Source organism: Streptomyces sp. Ag109_G2-15 (assembly GCF_900215565.1).
Classification (GTDB): domain Bacteria; phylum Actinomycetota; class Actinomycetes; order Streptomycetales; family Streptomycetaceae; genus Streptomyces; species Streptomyces diastatochromogenes.
The window spans coordinates 886,948-907,847 of record NZ_OCNI01000002.1; the positions used below are offsets into that span (position 1 = coordinate 886,948).

A 20,900-nucleotide genomic window follows, 5' to 3' on the forward strand; every position below is an offset into this window, starting at 1 on the left:
GCCGTCGACATGACGACTTCCGAAACGCGGCTCCCCCGACGCATGCCCGGCTGGGCCCAGGTGCTCACGGCGTTCGTGCTGGTGCTCGCGGTGCTGTTCGCGGGGATCAGGCTGGCCGTGCTCCCGGGCGTCAAAGACCTGTTCGGTACCGAGTCGCACGACCGCTCCGGCCCCGCACTCCTCAAGTCCATTCAGGACATGAACCGTTACGACGCCGCCTCCGGCACCTTCCAGGTCGTCGTGGACCTGGAGAAGAACGCCAAGTACCTGCCCGACGCTCTCCACGGCAGCCGCACCCTGTACGTCGGCGCGGGCACCGTGGACGCGTACGTCGACCTCGGCCGGGTCGGCGAGAAGGACGTCTCGGTCAACGGCGACCGCACCTCGGCCACGCTCCGGCTGCCGCACGCCCGGCTCGGCAGGCCGGCCCTGGACCCCGACCACTCCTACGCCGTGTCCAAGCAGCGCGGTCTGTTCGACCGGCTCGGCGACCTGTTCTCGGACAACCCCAACAGCGAGCAGGCGGTGCAGAAGCTGGCGGTGCGGCACATCGGCGACGCCGCGCGCAGCAGCGGGTTGACGGCGCGGGCCGAGACCAACACCACCGGCATGCTGCAGGGCCTGCTGCGCTCTCTCGGCTTCAAGGAGGTGCACGTCCTGTACGGATCCTGATCCGCTCCCGCCGATCAGCCGCCCAGCACGCCCGGCAGGGTCAGCGCGCCCAGCGCGGTGGCGCCGACCAGGAGCCAGGCCACGTAGTCGCCGACGTGGCCCGACTGCAGACGGCGCAGGGGCAGCGCCCAGTCCGGGGTGGCCAGCCGGCGCGGGCGGATCACGGCGAGGGCAGCGAGGCCCACGGCGAGCAGGGTGGAGGCCAGGCCCAGCAGGATGCCGTGCGGCGTCCAGTGCACGGAGGTGTGGGCGCCGCCCGACCCGGCCTCGTTGACCGAGCGGGCCACCACTGCCGCGAGGCCGGGGGCCACGCCGACGGCGAAGGCGGCGGCGAGCAGCACGGCGGGTACCGCGGTCATGGAGTCCGGGATACGGCTGAGTCTCCTGCCGGTCTCGGGCCGCTCGTCGGACCCGCTGGTCTCGTACGCGGCGTCCTCCGGGCGCGGCCCGAGCCCCAGGAACACCCGGGCGGTGACCCGCAGGACGGCGCCCGCGGTCACCGCGGAGGCGAGCACGTACACCAGGGTGAGCGGGCCGCCGACCGCCTCCTCGGTGATCGCCTTGCCGAGGGCCGTCCCGAAGGGCGGCAGGCCCGCCAGCGCGAGCCCGCCGATCGCGAACATCACTCCGAACGCCCGCATCCCGCGCGCCCTGCCGTGCAGGGCCTGCTCGTCGACGCTGCCGAACCGGTCCAGGAGGGCGCCGGTGCAGGCGAAGAGCGCGGCCTTCACTCCGGCGTGCCCGAGGAGGTACAGGGCGACCCCGTCGTCCGCTTCGGGGGTGAGCACGCCGAGGCCGACGAGGAACAGGCCGGTGTGCGCGACCGTGGAGTAGGCGAGCAGCCGTTTGATGTGCCGCTGGTACCAGCACATGACGGCGCCGATCGCTGCGGTGAGGACGCCCAGGGTCACCAGGGCCCGAGTCAGGTCGGCGGCGGGGATGCCGCCGGGTCCGGCGAAGACGGTGCCGTACACGCGCCAGACGCCGTAGGCCCCGAGTTCGACCATGACGCCGGACAGCAGCATGCACACCGGGGTGGGGGCGACCGCGTGCGCGTCGGGGAGCCAGAAGTGGAACGGCACGGCGGCCGCCTTCACCAGCAGCCCGGTCATGACCAGCACGAAGGCGGCGAGGACGAGGGCGTCCGGCCCGCCCTGCCCGGCCGCGTCGTCCAGGCCGCGCCCGATCTTCGTCATGGCCAGTTCGCCGGTACGGGCGTACAGCAGGCCGATGCCCATCAGCATCGCGTACGCGCCGAGGGAGTTGACGACTCCGAAGGTCAGCGCGCCCTGCACGGCCTTCGGCTCGTCGATCCGGTAGCCGGTCAGCGCATAGGCGACGACGCTCATCAGCTCGAAGAACACGAACGCGTTGAACAGGTCGCCCGCGAGCGCGAAGCCGCACATCGCGCCCTGGAAGACCAGCATCAGCGCGGGGTACGAGCCGGCGTGGCCGCGCGGCGGCTCGTCGAAGTAGCGCCAGGAGTACACGAGGGCGGACAGGGTCAGCAGCGAGACGAGCGCGGCCATGCCCAGCGCCGGACCGTCCCCGACCAGCACGATGCCGACGCTCTCCCCGTCGACGGGCCGCCAGCCGCCGACCCATTCCACCAGCGGCGGCGAGGAGTTGAGCAGCAGCACGAGCGCGAGGGCGGCCGTGGCGCCGGAGACGGCACACCCGGTGGTCTCGGCGACGGCCCGGGGCAGCCGGCGGCCCGTGGCCACCAGCAGGGCGGCCCCGAGCAGCGGCACCGCGAAGAGCAGCGGGAGCAGGTGGTGCATCAGCCGCGCAGCTCTCTCAGCTCGTCCGGGTCGAGGGTGCCGTGCCGCTTGGCGATCTGCAGGACCAGGGCGAGCAGCAGCGCGGTGACGGTGGCGCCGACGACGATGTCGGTGAGGGTGAGGGCCTGCACGACCGGGTCGACGACCGGCCGGGACCCCGGTGCGAGGTCGGAGAAGACCGGCGCGGTCGCCCCGTCGCGGTAGCCGACGGCCAGCAGCAGCACGTACGTGGACGACTGGCACACGGCCAGGCAGCCCACGGTGTGGATCAGGTTGCGGCTGGTCGCGAGGCCGTAGCAGCCGGTCAGGAAGACGTAGGCGGCGACCAGGTAGGGAAGGACGTGCATCAAGGCGTTCTCAACTCCCCCGTTCCTCCTCGATCTCGACGGCCTGGTCCAGGAACCCCGCGAGCAGCAGGACGACCGCGCTCGCCACCTCCATGCCGACGGCCGCGTTCAGGAGGGGGACGGTGCCGCCGGAGGAGAGCGTGTTGAAGGTGCCGTACGGCAGCAGCGTGTTGGCCAGGAACGCGGTGCCCGCGAGGAGGCCGGCGAGGCCCAGGACGACGTAGGCCGAGACGGCGAGCGCGTCGCAGACGTCGAACAGGCCGAGGGGGCGGACGCGTTCCAGCGCGCGGTAGTCGGCGCCCAGGTACAGCAGGTGCAGGGCGGTCGCGGCGACGACCCCGCCCTGGAAGCCGCCGCCGGGGCTGAGCTGGCCGTGGGCGATGACGTAGAGGCCGGTCAGCAGGGCGACGGGCAGCACGATCAGGGCGTAGCGGCGGACGGGCAGGGCCACTTCGGCGGGCTGCGGCCGCGCCCGGTGCTCGTCGCGGGCCTCGCGCAGGAGCACCAGGCAGCCCAGGACGGCGGCGAACAGAATGCTCGTCTCACCGAGGGTGTCGTAGGCGCGCTGGTCGAAGTTGACGGAGGCGATCGTGTTCGCGGTGTGCCGGGCGAGGGCGGCGGCGACCGCCCGTTCGCCGTACGGGTGCCGGCGGCCGCCGAAGGCGGGCAGGTCGAGGCAGGCGGCGACCAGCAGGGCGGCCACCCCCGCGCCGCCCACGGCGAGCAGCCACAGCCGCAGCCGCCGACTCACCGCGCGCGGTCCTTCGTCCGGGCCTGCCGACTGACCTTGCGCACCGACAGCATGATGAGCAGCGGGGTGAGCGCGGAGCCCACGGCGAGTTGCGACAGGCCGACGTCCGGTGCCTGGAGCGCGGTGAACAGGACGGCCAGGACGACCCCGAGCACGGACAGCACCAGGGCCTGCCGGGCCGGTTCGCGCTGGGCCACGGCGGCGGTGGCGGAGGCGGCCACAAGCAGCAGGGCCACGACGATCACGGCGTCAGCCATGCCGCATCCCCTCGCAGCCGCCCGGTACGGCGACGCCCCCTGCGTCAGGCACCTCGCATCCCCCGGATCCCGCCCGCCAGTGCCCGGGACGCGATGACGTTGCCGCCGATCAGCAGGGCGCCGATCACGAGCAGCTTCACCATCGCCCGGCTCGGTCCGGTGGCCACGCACACGGCGACCACGACCGCGGCGCTCAGGCCTGCGGCGGCCCAGGTCAGTCCCCAGGCGCTCGGCCGGTCGTCCGCCAGGTCGTCGGCGAGCAGACGGGCGAAGACGAGGGTGCCGACCGGGCCCAGCAGGGCCATCAGCAGGGCGAGGTCGACGTAGGAGGGGCGGCCGTAGCCCTGGGCGAGCAGCAGCAGGGCCGGGCAGACCGCGGAGGTGGCCAGGTTCTGAGCCATGACCCGGCGGGGCAGCGGGCCGGTGGCCACCCCCCACAGGGCGGCCGCCCCTGCCCCGCCCAGCTCGATGGTCGCCGCCAGGATCCAGCCGTTCACCGCCAGGTCACCGCCCGCCGCCCGGCCCTGGCCGCCAAGGCCCCCACGGCGGCGGCGCTCGCGCCGACGATCCGCTCCAAGGTGTCGACCGACGAGACGAGCACCAGCCACAGCAGGGCGAGCCCGGCCCACCAGGCCAGGAGTTCGCCCACGACGAGAAGCGTGGTACGCCCTGTCATCCGCCACCTCCTCGGTCCGCTCTGCCCGACTGCGCGGGCCTGTGTCCGCTCAGCCGCTCGGGGCATCCAAGCACCGCCGGGCCGGGTGCGGGGCGGCGGCGCGCGGACCCGGGTCCCGAGTGCCCCGGGAGCGTGAACCGAATCCGCCGGCGCGCACCCGGCGCCGTCCGGGCGGCGGCATCCCGGGCCGTTGTATGGGTAACCGCCTTACAGCAGCGGGAAGTTGAAGACCGGAGGATCTCATGGCCCGTACCGCCCTGCGCCTGCCCGGGTTACTGCGCGCCCCGAAGAAGCGGGAGCGGGCCGAGGAGGCCCGCCCTCCAGCCACACGGCACGCACTCGCGCTCCCCGTGCGGCTGCTGGCGATGCTGGTCGCCTTCGCATTCATGGTGGCCTTCGCCGTGGTCCTGGCCCGGCTCACGCTTCAGCCGTCCCCGGCGTCGGTGCCCCTGACGCACAGCAATCTGCACCCGGGCCGCTCGCTGCGGGCCTACGCGGACCACGCGCAGGTACGGGACGCCGTCCGGCAGATCGGCGGGAACGTGCTGCTCGGTGTGCCCTTCGGGGTACTGGTGCCGGTCCTCGCGCCGCGCGCGCGAGGGGTGCTCCAGGTGCTGGCGTTCACCACGCTCGTGATGCTGATGGTGGAGCTGGTCCAGGGGGCGCTGGTCACCGGGCGGGCCTTCGACATCGACGACGTCATCCTCAACACCGCTGGAGCTCTGGTCGGCTGGCTGCTCCTCGGGCGACGGCTCGGGCGTGCGGTACATGCGCGCGTACGCAGGACGTCGGCCGAGTGATCGTCAGCGAGAGGTCCGTACCAAGGTATTGACGCCCACTTATCTCACTTCTTAAATCAAGAGGCGTCACACATCTTTGTCAACGCATCACACACCCCCCACGTGAAACGGAGAGCCATGGCCTCCCCCCGCCTGCTCCGCAGATGCCTGTTCGCCGCCCTGTCCGCCGTGCTGGTCGCCTCGGCCGCCGTCGGCCCGGCCCGGGCCCAGACCGCGGCCCCGGCGGCCGCGGCGGTGACCACCTTCTCCGACACCTTCGACGGGGCCGCGGGCTCCGGGGTCGACTCCTCGAAGTGGACGCTGGAGACCGGCGACAACGTCAACAACCACGAGCGGCAGTACTACACGTCCGGGACCAGGAACGCGGCCCTGGACGGGCAGGGCCATCTGGTGATCACGGCCCGGAAGGAGAACCCGGCGGGCTACCAGTGCTGGTACGGCAGCTGCCAGTACACCTCGGCACGGCTGAACACCGCCGGGAAGTTCAACGCGCAGTACGGTCATGTCGAGGCGCGGATGAAGATCCCGCGCGGGCAGGGCATGTGGCCCGCGTTCTGGATGCTCGGCACCCCGGTCAACTGGCCGGACTCGGGTGAGATCGACGTGATGGAGAACGTCGGGTTCGAACCCTCGACCGTGCACGGCACCATCCACGGCCCGGGCTACTCCGGCTCGGGCGGCATAGGCGCCGGCTACTCCCTGCCGGGCGGGCAGGCCTTCGCGGACGCCTTCCACACCTTCGCCGTCGACTGGGCGCCGGACTCGATCACCTGGTCGGTGGACGGGAACGTCTACCAGCGGCGCACGCCCGCCGACCTGGGCGGGAAGACCTGGGTGTTCAACAAGCCGTTCTTCCTGATCCTGAACCTGGCGGTCGGCGGCTACTGGCCGGGCGACCCGGACGGCTCCACGCAGTTCCCGCAGCAGCTGGTGGTCGACTCGGTGTCGGTGACGACGAGCGACAGCGCGGCCGGTGTCCCGATCCGGGGCCTGGCGGGCAAGTGCGTGGACGTGGCCGGCGCGAACTCCGCCAACGGGACCCCGGTCCAGCTCTACGACTGCAACGGCACGGCCGCGCAGGCGTGGACGGTCGGCTCGGACGGCACGATCCGGGCGCTCGGCAAGTGTCTGGACGTCACCGGCAACGGCACGGCGGACGGCTCGACCGTCCAGCTGTGGGACTGCTCGGGCGGCCCCAACCAGAAGTGGGCCGTCTCGGCGGCGCACGACATCGTCAATCCGCAGGCGAACAAGTGCCTCGACGTGACCGGGAACAGCTCGGCCAACGGCACCCGGCTGCAGATCTGGACGTGCACGGGCGGCGGCAACCAGAAGTGGACGGTCGGCTGAGCCGCGTCCGGATCAGATGAGTGTCCAGTGGTACTGGCCGCCGCCCACCCAGCGGACCGCGTCCGGGTCGTTCAGGTCGTGGATCGTGATGCCGTGGGTGGCAGCGACCTCCAGCACGTCGGTCGCGGTTCTGGCCCGGCCGACCACCTGACCGTCGATCTCCACCACCCGGAAGGGCGGCTCCCCCGGCTTGCCCGGGCACACGCCGTGCACCAGGACCCGCGGATGGGAGATGTAGGGCACTGCTTGTTCGGTCATGCAATAGAGCGTAGAACGCAACCGGCGCCGACGACTCGTCCGCGGGAGCCGTCCAGGAGAGGGAGGGGGCGGCCAGGGCCGCTGTGGTCGCGGAGCGTCGTCGGCTGCGGAACCCTGGAGGGGCATCGCGCGCTGGAGGTGACCATGGATCCCGTCGCGGCCCTGGACCGGATCGCCTTCCTGCTGGAGCGGTCGCTGGCGCCCACCTACCGGGTGCGGGCCTTCCGGACCGCCGCCCGGGTGCTGTCCGCGCTGCCCGAGGACGAGGTCGCCGAGCGGGCGGCGGCCGGGACGCTGGAGGCGCTGAAGGGGGTCGGGCCGAAGACCGCGCAGGTGGTGCGGGAGGCCCTGGCCGGGGAGGTGCCCGGCTATCTGCGCACGGTGGAGGAGGAGAGCGGCGGGCCGCTCACCGCCGAGGGCGGCACCGAGCTGCGGGCGCTGCTGCGCGGGGACTGCCACACGCACTCGGACTGGTCGGACGGCGGCAGCCCGATCGAGGAGATGGGGCGTGCGGCGGCCCGGCTCGGCCACGAGTGGACGGCCCTGACCGACCACTCCCCCCGGCTGACCGTGGCCCGGGGCCTGTCCCCGGAGCGGCTGCGCGAGCAGCTGGAGGTGGTGGCGGAGCTGAACGCGCGGTGGGCGCCGTTCCGGCTGCTCACCGGCATCGAGTGCGACATCCTGGAGGACGGCTCGCTGGACCAGGAGCCCCAGCTGCTGGAGCGGCTGGACGTCGTGGTGGTGTCCGTGCACTCCAAGCTGCGGATGGACGCCCGCTCGATGACCCGCCGCATGGTGGCCGCCGTACGCGATCCGCACGCGGACATCCTCGGCCACTGCACGGGACGCCTGGTCACGGGCCGTGGCCGGCCGGAGTCGGAGTTCGACGCGGACGAGGTGTTCGCCGCCTGCGCCGAGTCGGGTACGGCCGTGGAGATCAACAGCCGTCCCGAGCGGCTGGACCCGCCGCGGCGGCTGTTGCGCCGGGCCGTGGCGGCCGGGGTGCTGTTCTCGGTCGACACCGACGCGCACGCGCCCGGCCAGCTGGACTGGCAGATCCTGGGCTGCGCCCGGGCCGAGGAGTGCGGGGTGTCCGCCGAACGGGTGGTGACCACCTGGCCGGCCGAGGAGCTGCTGGCCTGGACGCGGGAGGGCCGTACGCCGGCCCGGGCGTCATGAGAAAGCCCCGACCGTGACGGGGGAATCACGGCCGGGGCGGCCAGGTGGTGGGCGCGGACGGCGGTCGCCTCTCGGCGAAAGGCACCACAGGGCTTCAGCCGAACGATCGTCCCTGTGGGCAGAAGGTGAGGCCCGGGGACACTGTCCCATCCGCACCCACGGCTGGTTCAACGGGCAACCACCTTCTGGTGTTCCAGCCCTGTGCCGTGAGGTGCGTCACGCCACTCCCCTGGTCAGCGCGGTGCCCGTTCCTCCAACGCGGCCCGCCAGGCGGGGTGCCGGTCCTCGGTGGCCTGTTCGGCGCGGCGGCCGCCGCGTGCGAAGAAGTCGGCCAGGGGCAGGATCGCCGCGCCGACGGTGACCGCGTCGGGGCCGAGCCGGCCGAGGTCGATGCGGACCTTGTCGGCCGGGTACCGCAGGGCGTACGTCCTCGCGTGGCGGCGTACGGCGGGCAGGAACCGGGTGCCGAGCTGGAGTCCGGCCCAGCCGCCGATGAGGATCCGCTCGGGCTGGAAGAGGTTGATCAGGTCGGACAGGCCGGCGCCCAGGTACTCGGCGGTCTCCTCCAGGACGGCGAGCGCGACCGGGTCGGGTTCCCGGTCCTCGGCCGGGTAGGCGGCGGCGAGCATCGCGGTGAGCGCGGTCTCCTCGTCGGCGCCCTCGGGCGGCCGTCCACCCTCCTCGCGCCAGCGGGCGAGCAGCGACTCGGCGCCCGCGTAGGCCTCCAGGCAGCCGGGCGCACCGCACCGGCAGCGGCGCCCCCGCACCCGTACGGTCAGATGGCCCCACTCGACGGCCCGCCCGTGCTCCACCTCGGGGGTGACCAGGCAGGCGCCGACGCCGGAGCCGAAGAGCACGACGACCGCGTTGCGGGCGCCGCGTCCGCCGCCGAACCACATCTCGGCCTGGCCCAGGGTCTTGGCGCCGTTGTCGATGAAGTACCGCACGTCGTCCGGCAGTCGGGAGGTCGAGCGGAGCAGTTCCTCCAGCGGGACCGCGTCCCAGCCGATGGTCTGCCCGTGCACGACGGCACCCCGGTCCGCCGTGTACTCGACGATGCCCGGGACGCCGACACCGACGCCGAGCAGCCGCTCGGGCGAGGCCGCCTCGGCCTCCAGGACCTCGGCGATGCCGTCCCGGATGTGGCCGACGATGACGTCGACGTCGTAGCCCTGCTGGGTCAGCGGGCGTTCGGTGCGGGCGAGTTCGGTCAGGGCCAGGTCGAACAGCTCGACGCGGACGCGGGTCTCGCCGACGTCGACGCCGATCATCTGGCCGCTGTGCGGGGACACGCGCAGCAGGGTGCGGGGGCGGCCGCCGTCGGAGTCGACGCTGCCGGCCTCCTCGACCAGTCCGTCGGCGACGAGGTCCGCGACCACGTTGCTGACCGAGCCGGAGCTGAGTCCGGTGACCGGGCCCAGCTCGAAGCGGCTGAGCGGGCCGTCGAAGTACAGCCGTTGCAGCACGGCCGTGCGGTTGCCCCGTCTGAGGTCGCGTACCGTTCGCCCGTTCCGCCCCGCCATGTGGCTCCCTTCGAACCATGTCCCGACCTGCAACATACCCCTCGGAACCGGCTGCACGCGACTTTCGGACAACCCTTATTTCATGTGATGAGCTAAGCGCCGGCCGCCTTGATCTCGTCCAGCGCGGCGACGAGTTCCGGGGCGACGGCCTCCTGGACCCAGCGGTCATGGCCCTCGTCGACCGCCCGCGGTACCGTCTCGACCAGCATGATCAGGTAGAGGTAGGCGCGGTAGAGGGCGAGCCGGAGGCGCTCAGCGCGCCCGAGTGCGGCGTGGCCGCCGCCCTGCCGGTAGCCCGCGAGGAAGGCCTCGTCCTTCTCGATGTCGTCCAGCAGGGCGAGGGAGACGAAGTCGGCGAGGGGATCGCCCCAGAACATGCGCTCGCCGTCGATGAGGCCGCCGATGCGGGGGCCGTCGGGCGTGCGGTCGACGAGGATGTTGCCCTGCCACAGGTCGAAGTGGACGGGGCGCGGGACGGTGACCTCGTCCAGGGCGTCGTGCGCGGCCCGGGCGGTACGGGCCACCTCGTCGGCGGGGCGGGGCAGCCGGGCCCGGTAGCGGCGGGCGTCGTCCAGGACCGCGTCGAACATCGTGGTGAACGCCGTCCGCCAGTCGGGGGCGAGCGGGCCGAGGGCACCGGACGGGTAGCCGTAGCCGGGCCCGGTCACCCGGTGCAGGCGGGCGACCTGACGGCCCAACTCCCCGCGCAGTTCGGCTCGTTCGGCGTCCGTGAGGGAGTCGTCCCAGGGTTCGCCGGGGCAGGCGGTCTGCAGCAGGTGCCGTACCTCGGGGGTGTCGTCGGCGTGGAGTGTGCGGGGTGCGGGGACGCCGGCTTCTTCGGCCGCGCGGCTGAACACCGCCTCGGAGTGCAGCAGCCGGGCCTCGTAGCGCAGGCCCGGTGCGGTCGGCGCGGCCTTCAGGACGCAGCGGGTGCCGTCGGTGAGCCGCAGTTCCTCGACGGTGTTGTAGGTGCCGCCGCCCAGTGGGCGCACCCCGGCCAGCCGGCCGGGGTCGATGCCCGCCGCGGTCAGGACCCGCCGGGCCCGCTCCTGCGACTCCCCCATCGTGCGCCCCCTCCCGCGCGGGACTAGCCCGCCGCGTACACGTCCTCCACGTAACGCCCGTCCGCCACGAGCGCGTCGAGCCACCGTCCGGCCGTCGCCCCGTCGGCGCCGGGAGTCCGTTCCCGGTACAGGGTACGGAACGCCTCGCGCACTCCGGGTGCCATCCGGGAGCCGTCGCCGCAGACGTACACCCGGGCTCCGGTGTTCAGCAGTTCCCAGACCTCGTCGGCCTCGGCGGCGATGCGGTGCTGCACGAACAGGGCGCCGTTCTCGGGGGCCGCGCTGAAGGCCGGGCGCAGGGACACGGCTCCGGCCGTCTCGGCGGCGCGGAGTTCACCGGCGTGCAGGAAGTCGGCGTCGGGGGCGTCGCAGCCGAAGTAGAGCAGGGCCGGGGGGAGTTCGGTGCCGGCGGCCCAGGCCGCGGTGCGGTCGGCGACGGCTCCGCGGAACGGGGCGAGGCCGGTGCCCGCGGCGACCATCACGACGGGTGCGGTGCCGTCGGTCCGGAAGGCCTCCCGGCAGGGCTGGACGCGGGCGTACACGGTGTCGCCGGGCCGGAGGGAGGCGAGGTGCCCGGAGCCGGTGCCCCGGTAGCGGCCCCTGCCCGAGCGTGCGGGGGCGTCCAGCACGGAGACCATGAGGTCGGCGTGGCGCGGGTCGGCCGCCGGGGAGGAGGAGATGGAGTAGTGGCGCGGGCGCAGCGGGGTCAGCAGGTCGAGGAGGTGCGGCCAGTCCAGGGCGCCGCGCAGGGCGGGGTGGTCCTCGACGATCTCCACCAGGGTGCGCGGATCGTCGCCGGTCAGGGCCGCGAGAGCGGCACGCTCGGGCGGGCAGGGATTGGCCTCGGCGAGCAGGGCGAGCTGCCGTGCGGTCGGGCGCTCCTGCACCTCGACATGATGCGTGAGCAGTTGATGTGCCGTCAGCGGGCGGTCCACGGCGAGGCCGTCGCGGCGCGGGCGGGTGGCCCGGATGTCCAGGACGGTGTCGAGGTCGACGCCGAGCGCGGCGGCCGCACGCTCCACGAGGCCGGGGGCGTTGGCGGGGAGCACGGTCAGGTGGTCGGCGGTGCGGTAGGTGACTCCGTCGGGCAGGGCGATGCGCAGGAACCGCTTGGTGCGCGGGTGTCCCGGTGCGGTGAGGTCGTACGCCTCGGTGACGGTCATGGGGACCAGCCCGTGCCGCTCGGCCACGGCGTCCAGCGGGCCGCCGGTGACGGTGCGGACCTCGTACGCCGTGGCGGGCTCCTCCTCGGAGCCGGTGACGGCGTCCGGGTCTCCGTACTCCTGGAGGAGGGCGGTGCGCAACCGGGCGGTGAAGTCGCGGACGGTGCCGGTCAGGTCGCCGGAGGCGTCGGCGGCGGCGCGGTCGGTCAGCCGGGTGGCGCCGAGTTCGGCGAGGCGGGCGTCGATACGGGTGGGGACGTGCTGGTAGGTGGCGGCCCAGTTGCGGTCGCCGACGCCGAGGACGGCATAGGTCACGCCGGTGAGGTCCGGGGTGCCGTCGAGCCAGGCGGTGAACGCGGTGGCGTCGTCCGTGGGGCGGCCGTTGTAGGAGGCGGCGGTGATCACGACGGGCCGGTCGGTGGGCAGGCCGTCCGCGTAGTCGTCCAGGGCGGCGACCTCGGTGGCGCAGCCGACGGCGGCGGCCTCGTCGGCGAGCTGGGCGGCGAAGGCGCGGCAGGTGCCGTAGTTGCTGCCGTGCAGGAAGAGCATGCCGGTGCCGGGGTGGACCCGGGCGGGCAGGGTGTCCGGGGCCGGGGTCTGGGCGCCCGCGCTCGCCGCGGTACCGGGCAACGGGGCGTGGACGCGGTCCGCGGCGGTGCGCGGGGTCAGGGTGAGGGTGAAGCCCTCGGGCTTGAGGGTGAGGGTCTCCTTGACCGTGAGCGCGTAGTCGGCGTGGTCGTGCAGCCGGTAGCGGTGGACCAGCATGGCCAGCAGCATGGTCGCCTCGTGCAGCGCGAACTGCCGCCCGATGCAGGCCCGTTCACCGGTACCGAAGGGCTTGAAGGCGTGCACCGGGCGGGCCGCCTCCGCCTCGGGGGTGAACCGCTCCGGGTCGAACAGCTCCGGGTTGTCGCCCCACACGGGCTGCCGGTGCAGCATCGGGGCGAGCACGGTGACGGCCTGTCCGGCGCGCAGCGGGATCCGGCCGCCGAGCAGGGTGTCCTCGCGGGCGTGCCGGCTGAAGGCGGCGGCCGTCGGCCACAGCCGCAGCGCCTCGTTGAGGACCTGGCGGGTGTAGGTGAGGCGGCCGATGTCGTCGTACGTCGGCTCGGGGTCCGGGGTGTCGCCCCACAGCGCGTCGGCCTCGCGCTGGACGAGCCGGAGCGCGGTCGGGTGCTTGGCGAGGTGGTACAGGGCGAAGGACATCGCGCCGGAGGTGGTCTCGTGGCCGGCGATCAGGAAGGTGATGACCTGGTTGCGGATGTTGGCCAGGTCAAGGGTGGTGCCGTCGGCCGGGTGGCGGGCGCTGAGCATCAGCCCGAGGAGGTCGTCGGCCGTGCTCTGGTCGGTGCCGGTGCGGGAGGCGATGACGTCGTCCACGACGCCGGCGAGGTGGTCGGCGTCCGCGCGGAAGGCGGCGTCGGCCGCCGTGTGGTCCTGGCCGGGGGTGCGGGCGAGGCGGGTCATGGCCCACTCCAGGCAGCGCACCATCGACTCCACGAAGGGGTGCGGCTCGGCCCGCTCGAAGGAACCGAAGTCGTAGCCGAATCCGGCCAGGCCGATGGTGTCGAGGGTCATGCGGGTCATGTCGTCCGGGACGTCGACCGGCTGACCGGCGCGGGCGGCCCGGTCCCAGGAGTCGATGAGCCGCTGGGCCACCTTCAGCATCACCGGGTGGTAGGTCCGCATCGAGCCGAGCGCGAAGGCGGGCATGAGGATGTCGTGCGCCTTGGCCCAGTTGGGCTCGTCGTTGTAGGCGGTGAACAGGCCGTCGGCGGTGAAGGCGCGCACGTTCTCCAGCGCGGGCCCGACATGCTTGGCGAACCGTTCCTCGTCGGCGAGGTCCGCGACCAGGTCGGCGTCGGCGACGAACATGGCATCGCGCCCGTGCAGCCGGCGCACCAGCACCGGACCGTGGGCACGCATCAGCTCCATGACCTGCTGGATGGGGGTACGGCCGGGCCCGGTGGCGGTGATGTCCACGACGGGGACGCCGGGCAGGGTACCGGCGGTCTCGGGGTGCAGTGCGGTGGGGGGCATGGCGCGACAACTGCCTTTCGCGGTACGGGGAGTACTGCGTTCCAGGGTGGTCGACCGGCAGGGGGCGCACGGGCCGCGGCACTACACGATCGTGCAGTCAAAAGTCGGTACGAGGGCTTGTGCGGCACCCGTGCGTTTGCCGCTGACCTGGCTGTCCGTCTTGGATGGGCAGGACGTCGGGAGGTGCGGATGGACGTGGGCCGGATCGAGGCCGTGGTGTGGCGCAACCGTGCGCTGACCCTCTTCGACCGGGTCTCCGTACCGGTCGCGGTCTGCGATGTGCACGGCCAGGTCAGGCTCGCCAACCCGGCGATGGCCGCGGAGTGCGGTACGACACCGGGGCGGCTGCGGGGCCGGGACGTGCTGGAGCTGTTCCGTCCGCAGGAGGCCACACAGGTCGACCGGATCGCCGAGGCTCTGCGGCTGCGGCACCGCTCGCGCTACCAGGTGTCGGTGTGCTGGCGCTCTCCCGGCGGGGCCGAGCGGTACGGCGAGCTGACGGCGGACCCGGTGAGCGACAGCGTGGACGAGACGCCGGCCCTGCTGGTGATGCTGCGTGTGCGGGGCGAGCGTACGGCCCACCGCGCGCCGGGGCCCCCGCCGGTCACCCCGGTGGAGGGCCAGGTACTGGCGCTCCTGGCCGGGGGTGCCACCACGACCCGTGCCGCCCGCGAGCTGGGCCTGAGCAAGGACGGCGTCACCTATCACCTGCGCCGCCTGTCGGCCCGCTGGGGCGCGGCCAACCGCACCGAACTGGTCGCCCGCGCCTACGCGTTGGGGGTGCTCTCACCGGGCGTGTGGCCGCCGGAGGCCAGGGCCACCGAGGCGGAGTAGGGCGTGACGCCGACCGCCCGGAAAACGATTCGCCCGCCCTCCCTTTGGCTGCCTAGGCTAGCCATGAACCTAGACCCCCTAGGTTCATGGCTGCGAACCCGGAAGGCCCACCATGAAGTCCCTCACCGAGCACGACATCCGCGACTCCTTCATCAACTGCTCCAAGGGAGAGGCCAAGCGCCTGGCGGTCCCACGGGACCTCGGTGAACGCCCCTGGGGCGACCTGGACTTCCTCGGCTGGCGGGATCCCGGGGCGCCCGACCGCAGCTATCTGGTCACCGAGCGGGCGGGCCGGCCCGTCGGCGTCGCGCTGCGCTTCCCGGCCTCGCAGCGCGGGTTCCTGCACCGCAGCATGTGTTCGGTATGCCTGACCACGCATCCCGGCGGCGGGGTGTCGCTGATGACCGCCCGGAAGGCCGGCGCGGCGGGCCGCGAGGGCAACTCGGTCGGGGTGTACATGTGCACGGACCTGGCGTGCTCGCTGTACGTGCGCGGGAAGAAGGTGCCGGAGTCCGGGATGCGGTTCGAGGAGAGCCTGACCCTGGAGGAGCAGATCGCCCGTACGACGGGCAACCTGTCCGCCTTCGTCGACAAGCTGTACGCCTGAGGCTCAGCCACCGACGGTGAGCACGATCTTGCCCCGGTTCTCCCGGCTCTCCAGCCGCTCGTGCGCGGCGCGCGCCTCGGACAGGGGCAGCACGGTCTCGACCGGCACCCGGTAGGCGCCCGCGGCCACCCGTTCGGCCAGCTCGCGCAGGTCGGGGCGCGGGTCCCAGCCGTGGATCTGCAGGTTGGTGAGCTGGAAGCCGAGGATCGCGATGTTCTTCGGGTAGAAGTCGCGGGTGTCGACGGTGCTCGGCTCCAGGGCGACGTTGGCGAGGGAGACGACCCGGCCGCCGTGCGCCGTCTCGCGCAGGCTCCGCCCGAAGGCCCGGCCGCCCACGGTGTCGAGGACGACGTCGGCGCCGCGCCCGCCGGTGAGCCGCAGCACCTCCTCGACCTCGGCCTCGTCGGCGTGCCGGGAGGTGTCCACGACCTCGGCCGCCCCGAACTGCCCGGCCCACGCGGCCTTTTCGGCCGTACCGGCGAGGGCGATCACCCGTGCGCCGGCCTCGGCGGCGATCTGCACCGCCGCGGTGCCGACACCGCTCGCGGCGGCCTTGACCACGACCGTGTCCCCCTTGGCGACCCCGGCCAGGCGGCGCAGGCAGTACCAGGCGGAGAGCCAGGCCACGGGCAGGGTCGCCGCCTCGATCGGGTCCACGCCGTCGGGCAGCACCGTCACGCGCGTGGCGGGTACGGCGGCCAACTCGGCGTAGAAGCCGGGCGAGTCGATGCCGTCGAGTGCCATCACCCGCTGGCCGACCTCGAATCCGGTCACCCCCTCCCCCAGCGCCGCGACCGTCCCCGCCGCCTCCGCGCCCGGAATCAGCGGGGGCCGCCCGGCCCGGTGGTAGACACCGGCCCGGACCAGCGCGTCCGCGCGGTTCACCCCCGCGGCCTCGACCCGCACCAGCACCTGTCCGGGTCCGGCCACCGGGTCCGGCACCTCCACCGGCACCAGCACCTCGGGCCCGCCGAACTCCTCGATCCGCACCGCACGCATCTCGCACCATCCCGACGTCGAAAAGACCGGCGCCATGTGACACCGGTTGAACGGGTTTCACCATGCGACACTGCTTCAAGTGGTGTCAAGACACCTCTTCGATCGGTGTCGCACGCTAAACTGAGGCCATGACCCAGCCATCCGACCCGGCCCTCGCCTTCCCGTTCCTCGGCGGCCGCCCCTGCCTGGACTTCGTCGCCACGCTCGGCAAACGGCACGCCACACCCCTGGAGCGGCTCCCCGATCCCGGCGCCCTGGGCCGTTGGATCGCCGAGGCGGGACTGGCCGCGGAGGACGGTCCGCTACCGGTGACCTCGCGGGACCTGGGCGACGCCCGCGCCCTGCGCGAGGCGGTCTACCGCGTCGTACGGTCGGCGATGGCCGGGCGGGAGTCGGACGCGGCGGACGTGGCCCTGGTCAACGAAGTGGCGGCCCGGCCGGATCTCGCGCCCCAGCTGGGCCCCCGGCGCTGGACGGCGCGCCACCCGGTGCGCGCCGCCCTGGCCACCGTGGCCCGGGACACCGTCCTGCTGGTCGGCGGCCCGCTGCTGGAGCGCGTCAAGGAGTGCGGGAACCCGGACTGCTCGCTGCTGTTCCTCGACGACTCCCAGGCCCGGCGGCGCCGCTGGTGCTCGATGGAGCGGTGCGGCAACCTCGCGAAGGTCGCCGGCTACCGGTCACGCAACCGGGCCGCCTCGACGCGGTGAAGGTGGATCAGCACGTCATGGGTGCTGAAGCCCTTCTCCTCGACCAGATGGCGGGCCGGGGTGCCCTGCCGGCAGCCCGGGTTTTCCCTTACGTCTTCCCTTGACCAGGGTGATCAATGTAGAAGTCGTTGCGGACAGATCCGGTCCTTGGTCGATCACGTTCGACCCAGCTCCGGAACGGGAACAGGGCAAGGGATGCACGACGTACGCAAGTGGAGCGCGCCACTCCTGCGCCTGGTGGGACGCCGCGGAGAACCGGTGGTCGTCCAGACGCTCCGGTCGGCCGCCGCGGCGACCGTCGCCTACGTCATCGCGCTGCGCCTGAGCCCCGAGCCGGCCCCGCTGACCGCGCCCCTGACCGCCCTGCTGGTCGTCCAGGTCACCTTCTACGCCACGCTCACCAACGGCATCCGCCGGGTGAACTCGGTGGTGGCCGGGGTGCTGGTCGCCATCGCGTTCAGCCTGCTGGTGGGACTGACCTGGTGGAGCCTGGCCCTGCTGATCGTGGCCTCGCTGACCGTGGGGCACCTGGTGCGCGTCGACGAGTACGTGGCCGAGGTGGCGATCAGCGCCATGCTGGTGCTCGGGGTCACCACCGTCGGCTTCACCGCCTGGGCGCGGATCGTGGAGACGCTGATCGGCGCGGTCGTCGGCATGGCCTGCAACCTGCTGCTCCCGCCCCCGGTCTGGGTGGACGAGGCGGGCCAGTCGATCGAGGGGCTGGCGCGCCGGGTGCGGCAGTTGATGCTGCGGATGGGCGAGGAGGCCGCGGGCCGTACCCCCTGGGAGCGGGCGGCCGAGCGGCTGCACGAGGCGCGCCGGCTGGACCACGACATCGTCCAGGTGGACGCGGCGCTGCGGCAGGCCGAGGACAGCCTGCGGCTCAACCCGCGCGTCAAGGAGGGCCTGCTGCACCGGGTGGTGCTGCGCACCGGACTGGACACACTGGAGATCTGCACGGTCGTGCTGCGGGTGCTGGCCCGCTCGTTCACCGACCTGGCGAAGGCCCGCGGCTCCGAGGAGATGTTCCCGCCCCGGGTCGGGGCGACCGTGGAACAGCTGCTGTCGGAGATCGCCGACGCCGTGGTCAGCTTCGCGGTGCTGGTGACCACCCATCTGAGCGAGAACGCCGAATCGGCGGAGGGGCGTCTGACGGCCGAGCTGAGCACGGCGGCCGCCACCCGCGACCGGCTCGCCGAGCTGCTGCGGGAGGAGATCCGCGAGGACTCGACGCACTGGCACCTGATGGGCGCCGTACTGACGGAGGTGAACCGGATCATCGACGAACTCGACACCGAGCACCGCGCCCGCCGCCTGCTGGAGGAGCTGGACCGGGTGTCCCGGGAACACCGGGCCAGGCTGCCGAAGATGAACCGGCTGCGCGAACGCCTCGGCGTCCAGGAGGAGCTGTGGCGGAACCGTACGGGGGTCAGCGGGCGTTCTCGGTGAGGGAGCGCCGGGGCGGGGCCGGCAGCGAAAAGCGAGGGAGCGGGCCTATGGCCGACACCGGGGTACGGATCGACGGGAACACGTTGCGGTTGCCCGGCGGGGTGGCGGTGCGGTTCATCCGCACGCTGCGGCTGCCGGAGACGGGCACGCATCCGCTGCCGCCGGGGCTCGGGGAGTTCCCGGTCCGGCGGGTGTCCGACCATGCCGACCGGGTCCCCGAGGAGTGGCGGGCGCGCGGTGGCGTGATGCTGCCGGTGTACCTGCGCGAGGCGATGTGGCTGAGTTTCGCCGGTACGGCGGAGCCGGCCGCCCTCCAGGTCGGCGTGGGCAAGGTGTGCGCCGTCTCCGGCAAGCCGTGGCGCGACCGTCTCTCCCGTGACCCGCAGAACTACGTGGTGCTGCCCCGCCAGCCCTGGCTGGACGGCATCAACTCGGGCAAGGGGACGGTCCGGCAGTTCGTCGCCGTACCGCTCGGTCTCGGCGCGACCGTGGAGGGGCAGGTCACCGGCGAGGAGGTGTGGGGCGGCGTACAGCTGCAGTCGTTCCCGCTGCGGGAGGACGTTCTGGCGGACTGGCGGCGCCGGGAGCGCGAGCGCGAGCGGCGCATGCGATCGGCCGGGGCGGTCGGCGGCTTCGGCGCACCGATGGCGATGGCCGCGCCCGCCCCCGGCGGGCCGCCCCTGCCGCCTCCCTCGGCGCCGGCCGCCCCCGGCGGGCCCCCGCGGCGCGCGGCGGCCATGGGCCTGGGGGTCGGCGGCTCGATGCGCCAGGAGGTCTACGAGGACGACCGGCCGCTCACGGACTGGTCCGGGACTCCCTCCGGGCGGGTCTTCGTCCACCTGGTCACGCCCCCGGAGTGGCGCCGCATCACGGGCGAGGCTCCGCCGCCGTCACCGGTGGACCGTGCGGCCTACACGAGCGCGGGGCTGCCCTGGTTCGACTACTACGACGAGGATGCCGAGGACCTCACGCCCGCGGAGACACTGGAGGCCGTCAAGCCGGTCGGCGACTGGCTCGGGGACGACCTGGACCCCTGGCAGCAGCCGTCCCCGGGCCAGGTGACACCGCTGAAGGACGCGCCGGGCAAGCCGGTCGAGGACGGGGAGTGGTAGACCCGGGTCGCATTGCACCCTGTGCAACACCGGTTGCCGTTCTTGCCTTCGGCGGTGGATCCACGCCAAGGTGACTGTCACGAGCGGGGCAACCGACGACCTGAGGTGCGGGATGGGCAGGGACGCGCAGGCGACGCGGGGCGGCTGGACCAGGCGCCGGTTCGTCGGAGCGGTGGCGGGCACGGCGGCCGTCGTGGCGGTACCCTCGCCCGCGGCCCCGCCGGCGGACAGCGCACCGACGGCGGCCGAGCGGCCGGCGCCACGGCCGGCGGCTCAACCACCCCGGAAGGACCCCCGCCCCCACCCGCTCCACCTCGGCACCTACACCTCCGTCCAGGGCGGCGGCACCGGGATCGGACTGGCCACGTACGACCCGGTGACGGGCCGGATCACCGGCGCGGGGACGCTCACCGGAGTGCCCGACCCGTCGTACCTGGCGCTGCACCCGGACGGCCGCACGCTGTACGCGGTCGACGAGCGCCAGGACGGCGCGGTCACCGCCGTACGCCTCGCCGACCGCCGCGTCCTCGGCAGCCGGAGCACGGGCGGGGCGAGCCCCTGCCATCTGTCGGTCCACCCGGGCGGACGCTGGCTGCTGAGCGCCAACTACCAGTCGGGCAGCGTCGCCGTGCACCCCATCGACGCCTCGGGCGCCCTCGGCGAGCGCACAGACCTGGTCACGCACACCACTCCGGCGCCCGGCCCGGGCCAACAGGGCCCGCACGCGCACCAGTTCATCACCAGCCCGGACGGCGGTCATGTCCTCGCCGTCGATCTCGGCACCGACACCGTCTACACCTACCGCCTCGACCAGGCGAGGGGCACGCTCACCGAGGCGGCCCAGGCGCACACCCGGCCGGGCGCGGGCCCCCGCCATCTGACCTTCCACCCCGGCGGCCGGTACGCCTACCTGGCCAACGAGGTGGACGACACGGTCGCCGTCTGCACCTACGACCCGGCCACCGGGCGCCTGACGATCGGCGACCCGCAGCCCACGGGCTCGGCCGGCGGCACCAACTACCCGGCCCAGCTCCTGGTGACCGCGAACGGCTCGTACGCCTTCCTCGCCAACCGCGGCCACAACAGCATCGCGCGGTACGCCGTCGAGGCGGAGGGCGCCCGGCTGCGACTGCTCGGCACGGTGCCGGTGGCCGGGGACTTCCCGCGCCAGATCGCCTTCTCACCGGACGGCCGCCTGCTGTTCGCGGCGAACCAGCGCTCCAGCACGGTCAGCGTCTTCCAGGTGGACACGAAGAGCGGCGAACTACGCCTGGCAGGCGAGCCGTTCGCCTCACCGGTCGCCGTCTGCGCGCTGCCGCTGTAGCGCACCG

The 20,900-nt window shown here is 73.5% G+C and carries 21 protein-coding genes; 10 read left to right on the forward strand and 11 right to left on the reverse strand.

Annotation, left to right across the window (positions count from 1 at the left end; translation table 11 throughout):
- The first annotated feature begins 9 nt into the window (after window positions 1-9).
- On the forward strand, window positions 10-672 hold the full coding sequence (locus CRP49_RS40470; RefSeq protein WP_097258368.1) for a DUF4230 domain-containing protein: 663 nt from the start codon (window positions 10-12) through the stop codon (window positions 670-672).
- A 14-nt stretch (window positions 673-686) separates the two neighbouring features.
- Here CRP49_RS40470 and CRP49_RS40475 read toward each other — a convergent pair whose 3' ends face one another.
- Genes CRP49_RS40475 through CRP49_RS40500 form a run of 6 tightly spaced genes read right to left on the reverse strand, consistent with a single transcriptional unit; the run spans window position 687 to window position 4,484 of the window.
- Window positions 687-2,453 (reverse strand): complex I subunit 5 family protein, encoded by a 1,767-nt coding sequence (locus CRP49_RS40475; RefSeq protein ID WP_097258369.1) that lies wholly within the window; start codon window positions 2,451-2,453, stop codon window positions 687-689.
- Window positions 2,453-2,800, reverse strand: a complete 348-nt coding sequence (locus tag CRP49_RS40480) for a sodium:proton antiporter (RefSeq protein ID WP_097258370.1) — start codon at window positions 2,798-2,800, stop codon at window positions 2,453-2,455. The genes CRP49_RS40475 and CRP49_RS40480 overlap by 1 nt, the downstream gene beginning before the upstream one ends.
- Window positions 2,801-2,810: 10 nt before the next feature.
- Complete coding sequence (locus CRP49_RS40485) at window positions 2,811-3,551, reverse strand: MnhB domain-containing protein (RefSeq protein ID WP_097258371.1); 741 nt, start codon at window positions 3,549-3,551, stop codon at window positions 2,811-2,813.
- Complete coding sequence (locus CRP49_RS40490; protein ID WP_097258372.1) at window positions 3,548-3,808, reverse strand: hydrogenase subunit MbhD domain-containing protein; 261 nt, start codon at window positions 3,806-3,808, stop codon at window positions 3,548-3,550. Before CRP49_RS40490 ends, CRP49_RS40485 begins: the two co-directional genes overlap by 4 nt.
- A 44-nt stretch (window positions 3,809-3,852) precedes the next feature.
- Window positions 3,853-4,305, reverse strand: coding sequence for an MrpF/PhaF family protein (locus CRP49_RS40495; protein WP_097258373.1), 453 nt, complete (start codon window positions 4,303-4,305; stop codon window positions 3,853-3,855).
- Window positions 4,302-4,484 carry a hypothetical protein gene (locus tag CRP49_RS40500; protein ID WP_097258374.1) on the reverse strand — a complete coding sequence of 61 codons (183 nt, stop codon included), beginning with the start codon at window positions 4,482-4,484 and terminating at the stop codon, window positions 4,302-4,304. The genes CRP49_RS40495 and CRP49_RS40500 overlap by 4 nt, the downstream gene beginning before the upstream one ends.
- Before the next feature lie 242 nt (window positions 4,485-4,726).
- Here CRP49_RS40500 and CRP49_RS40505 point away from each other — a divergent pair, with 242 nt between their 5' ends.
- The gene (locus CRP49_RS40505; RefSeq protein WP_097258375.1) at window positions 4,727-5,284 is read left to right on the forward strand and encodes a VanZ family protein; all 558 of its coding nucleotides are present in this window, start codon (window positions 4,727-4,729) and stop codon (window positions 5,282-5,284) included.
- Between the two features lie 117 nt (window positions 5,285-5,401).
- The gene (locus tag CRP49_RS40510; protein WP_097258376.1) at window positions 5,402-6,634 is read left to right on the forward strand and encodes a ricin-type beta-trefoil lectin domain protein; all 1,233 of its coding nucleotides are present in this window, start codon (window positions 5,402-5,404) and stop codon (window positions 6,632-6,634) included.
- Window positions 6,635-6,646: 12 nt separating this feature from the next.
- Here the strand turns inward: CRP49_RS40510 and CRP49_RS40515 are convergent, their stop codons facing one another.
- Window positions 6,647-6,892, reverse strand: a complete 246-nt coding sequence (locus tag CRP49_RS40515; protein WP_094218958.1) for a hypothetical protein — start codon at window positions 6,890-6,892, stop codon at window positions 6,647-6,649.
- A gap of 144 nt (window positions 6,893-7,036) precedes the next feature.
- On the opposite strand from CRP49_RS40515, the gene CRP49_RS40520 reads away from it, so the two are divergent.
- Window positions 7,037-8,071, forward strand: coding sequence for a PHP domain-containing protein (locus CRP49_RS40520; protein ID WP_097258377.1), 1,035 nt, complete (start codon window positions 7,037-7,039; stop codon window positions 8,069-8,071).
- Window positions 8,072-8,304: 233 nt separating this feature from the next.
- Here the strand turns inward: CRP49_RS40520 and CRP49_RS40525 are convergent, their stop codons facing one another.
- The 3 genes from CRP49_RS40525 to CRP49_RS40535 form a co-directional block, all read right to left on the reverse strand.
- Window positions 8,305-9,594, reverse strand: coding sequence for an ROK family protein (locus CRP49_RS40525; protein ID WP_097258378.1), 1,290 nt, complete (start codon window positions 9,592-9,594; stop codon window positions 8,305-8,307).
- A gap of 92 nt (window positions 9,595-9,686) precedes the next feature.
- On the reverse strand, window positions 9,687-10,658 hold the full coding sequence (locus tag CRP49_RS40530; RefSeq protein WP_097258379.1) for a phosphotransferase family protein: 972 nt from the start codon (window positions 10,656-10,658) through the stop codon (window positions 9,687-9,689).
- A gap of 23 nt (window positions 10,659-10,681) precedes the next feature.
- Entirely contained in the window at window positions 10,682-13,861 is a 3,180-nt protein-coding gene (locus CRP49_RS40535) for a bifunctional cytochrome P450/NADPH--P450 reductase (protein ID WP_097258380.1), read from the reverse strand.
- Window positions 13,862-14,050: 189 nt separating this feature from the next.
- Here CRP49_RS40535 and CRP49_RS40540 point away from each other — a divergent pair, with 189 nt between their 5' ends.
- Together CRP49_RS40540 and CRP49_RS40545 are read left to right on the forward strand one after the other, a co-directional pair.
- On the forward strand, window positions 14,051-14,695 hold the full coding sequence (locus CRP49_RS40540) for a PAS and helix-turn-helix domain-containing protein (RefSeq protein ID WP_097258381.1): 645 nt from the start codon (window positions 14,051-14,053) through the stop codon (window positions 14,693-14,695).
- A gap of 112 nt (window positions 14,696-14,807) precedes the next feature.
- On the forward strand, window positions 14,808-15,302 hold the full coding sequence (locus tag CRP49_RS40545; protein WP_097258382.1) for an FBP domain-containing protein: 495 nt from the start codon (window positions 14,808-14,810) through the stop codon (window positions 15,300-15,302).
- 3 nt (window positions 15,303-15,305) lie between these two features.
- Here the strand turns inward: CRP49_RS40545 and CRP49_RS40550 are convergent, their stop codons facing one another.
- Window positions 15,306-16,301, reverse strand: a complete 996-nt coding sequence (locus CRP49_RS40550) for a zinc-binding dehydrogenase (RefSeq protein ID WP_097258383.1) — start codon at window positions 16,299-16,301, stop codon at window positions 15,306-15,308.
- 128 nt (window positions 16,302-16,429) lie between these two features.
- Between CRP49_RS40550 and CRP49_RS40555 the strand changes: the two genes are divergently transcribed.
- The 4 genes from CRP49_RS40555 to CRP49_RS40570 all read left to right on the forward strand — a co-directional run bounded on the left by CRP49_RS40555 (window position 16,430) and on the right by CRP49_RS40570 (window position 20,893).
- Entirely contained in the window at window positions 16,430-17,008 is a 579-nt protein-coding gene (locus tag CRP49_RS40555) for an ABATE domain-containing protein (protein WP_097258384.1), read from the forward strand.
- Between the two features lie 195 nt (window positions 17,009-17,203).
- Window positions 17,204-18,457, forward strand: coding sequence for an aromatic acid exporter family protein (locus tag CRP49_RS40560; RefSeq protein WP_179852000.1), 1,254 nt, complete (start codon window positions 17,204-17,206; stop codon window positions 18,455-18,457).
- Between the two features lie 47 nt (window positions 18,458-18,504).
- Window positions 18,505-19,569 carry a hypothetical protein gene (locus CRP49_RS40565; RefSeq protein WP_097258385.1) on the forward strand — a complete coding sequence of 355 codons (1,065 nt, stop codon included), beginning with the start codon at window positions 18,505-18,507 and terminating at the stop codon, window positions 19,567-19,569.
- 112 nt (window positions 19,570-19,681) lie between these two features.
- Window positions 19,682-20,893, forward strand: coding sequence for a lactonase family protein (locus CRP49_RS40570; protein WP_179852001.1), 1,212 nt, complete (start codon window positions 19,682-19,684; stop codon window positions 20,891-20,893).
- Window positions 20,894-20,900: the final 7 nt, after the last annotated feature.